The 2,465-nt window shown below is 81.6% G+C and carries 2 protein-coding genes and 1 pseudogene; all 3 read right to left on the reverse strand.

Features of this window, described 5'->3' with window-relative positions; genetic code table 11:
- The coding region (locus PYV61_RS24185; protein ID WP_275836437.1) for an SNF2-related protein at nucleotides 1–911 on the reverse strand (911 nt) is incomplete at its 3' end.
- Entirely contained in the window at nucleotides 905–1,939 is a 1,035-nt protein-coding gene (locus PYV61_RS24190) for a hypothetical protein (RefSeq protein ID WP_275836438.1), read from the reverse strand. The genes PYV61_RS24190 and PYV61_RS24185, both read right to left, overlap by 7 nt.
- A 177-nt stretch (nucleotides 1,940–2,116) precedes the next feature.
- Nucleotides 2,117–2,465: pseudogene (locus tag PYV61_RS24195) on the reverse strand (hypothetical protein); the annotation flags it as partial.

Consider the following 2,465-nt stretch of genomic DNA (forward strand, 5'->3'; position numbering starts at 1 on the left):
GGCGCGGTCCAGCGCCGCAGCGCGCGGGCGTCGAGGTGGCGACCGTCGACGAGCGCCGCGTCGAGCGCGGCGGCGCGCGCGTGTCGTCGTCGCGCGCCGGCGCGCCGCGCGTCGGGGCCGCCCGCGAGCAGGCGGAGCAGGGTGATGCGCTCGAGCGCGTGGGCGTCGCCGCCGTCACTGGGCGCTAGCGGGGGCGGGAGTCCGAGGATCGCGTCGAGCAGCGCGTCGCCGCCGGCCGCGTCGGCCCGCGGGTGCCAGCGCGTGGGGAGGACGCGCGGAACGCGAGCGTCGGCCGGGCCGCGCGGGCGCGCGCGGCGCACCACGAGGCGCGCGAGCGCCGCCGCGTCGAGCGCGAAGACGCGGCCGCCGAGTGCGAGGGCGAGGGGGGCGAGGAGGTCGTGCGGGGTGTTGTGGATCGGCGTGGCGCTGAGGCAGAGGACGCGGGCGCGGCGGGCGAGGTCGGCGAGTCGGCGCCAGCGGCGGGTCGCCGGGTTGCGCAGGTGGTGCGACTCGTCGAGGACCAGCAGGCGCGCGTCGGCGAGTCGGCGCGCCGTCGCGGGCGCGAGTGCGGGACGGGAGAGCGACTCGACCGACACGAAGGCCCGGTCGACGGCGGCGCTGGCGGCGGCGGCGCGCCAGACGTCGCGCAGCGCGGCCGGCGCGACCACGACGGCGGGCGCGTGCTCGCGCGCGAGGGCGAGCGCGACGAAGGTCTTGCCGCTCCCGACCGCGTCGGCGAGGAGCGCGGCGCCGTGCGTGCGCAGCGCCGCCGCGAGTCGGGCGACGGCGAGGCGCTGGTGGGGGAGCAGCGTGACCGCGCCGAGCGTGGGGGCGGGGGGACTCGGTGGGAGCGCGAGCGCCGCGTGGGCGAGGGCCGCGCGGACGACGTCGGGCGGGGCGGGGGTCAGCACGGCGCGCCGTGGCCGCGGGCGTGCGGGCCGCGCCACCGCGTGGGGGCGATGGGGGCGGGGATGGCGGTGGGTGCGTCGTGCCGCCGCTCGCGGACGAGGCGCACGGGCGGCCGTGGGGCGGGGGCGAGGCCGGCGTCCCAGGCGAGCAGCGGGGCGAGGCGGTGCAGCGGGAGCCCGAACGCCGCGGCGACGATCGCGTTGCGGGCCGTGGGCTCGACGTCGAGCGCGGGGGCGAGCACGAGGCGGGCGCGCCGCCAGTCGCGCGGGGTGGGGAGGAGCGCGACGGTCCACGCGAGGTGGCGCCGGAAGCCGCCGCGCGCGGGCTCGGCGAGCGCGCCGAGCCAGGCGGCGACGAGCGGGGTGGCGAGGAGTGCGGCGAGGGCGCGCGCGTCGAGCGGGTCGTCGCAGGGGGCGACGTAGCACGTGTTCAGCGGGACCGTCGGGTCGCCGGCGCCGAGGAGGCGGGGCGCGGGGGTGCGCGCGAGGTCGGCCCAGCAGTCGCCGGCGCGCGGCGCGGCGGCGACGGCGGCGCTGAAGAGGGACCACCAGCGGGCGCCGCGCGAGGCGGCGCGCTCGGGGAGCCGGTCGCGCCAGGGGGCGAGCCAGCGCGCGGCGAGGGGCGGGAGCGCGGGGAGCGGCGCGCCGTCGTCGCCGTGCGTCCAGAGGATCGACGCGACGCCCTGCGCGTCGTCGCGGGCGTGCGGGCGTGCGAGGTCCTCGCCGCGGAGCACGGGGCGGAGCAGGGCGCGCTCGACGCGCCCGACGCGGTCGCCGGCGTGCACCACCGCGGTCGGCCCGTCGCCCGGCTCGACGTCGACCAGGAACGCGTCGTTGCAGCCGCACTTCACGCCGAGCGTGGGGCGGGCGACGTCGGCGTCGGCGAGGGGCGGGCCTGCGGCGCGGAGGGCGTCGAAGGCGTCGCGCGTCTCGGGGGGGAGGAGGAGCCAGGGGGAGGCGGGATCGTGCGCGTCGAGGGGGAGCGCGTCGGGCGGGAGCAGGGTCGACGCGTCGCCGGCGGCGCGGTGCACGCGGAGGTGGAGCGCGGGGGCGGCGGGCGCGTGCCCGGGCGTGCGGCGCGACGCGACGAGCAGCGCCGGGTACGTGGCGGCGTCGAAGAGCGCGGGGGCGTCGCTCCAGTCGTCGAGGCGGCGGACGTGCGCCTCGCGTGCGAGGAGCGCGCGCAGGCCGCCGCCGGCGAGGACGCGCTAGAGCTTCGCCGGGACGAGCAGCGCGAGCGCCCCCTCGACCCGGACCAGGGCGAGCGCGCGCTCGACGAACGGCGCCGCGAGGTCGGCCTGTCCGGCGAAGCCGTCGCCGGCGTTGGCGCGCGCGGCGCCGGCGCGCCAGGCGGCGTCGCGCACCGTCGCGTAGCGGGCGCGGAGCGCGAGGCGCTCGTGCGGCGGGAGGGCGTGCGGGCGCACCCACGGCGGATTCCCGACGACGCAATCGAAGCCGTTGGCGGCGCCGACGTCGCCGAAGTGCCAGGCGAAGCCGAAGGGGAGCGCGGCGACGGCGGGGAGCGCGGCGCGGGTGCGGGCGGTGGCGCGGACCCCG

Source organism: Roseisolibacter sp. H3M3-2, assembly GCF_029211165.1.
Lineage (GTDB): Bacteria > Gemmatimonadota > Gemmatimonadetes > Gemmatimonadales > Gemmatimonadaceae > Roseisolibacter.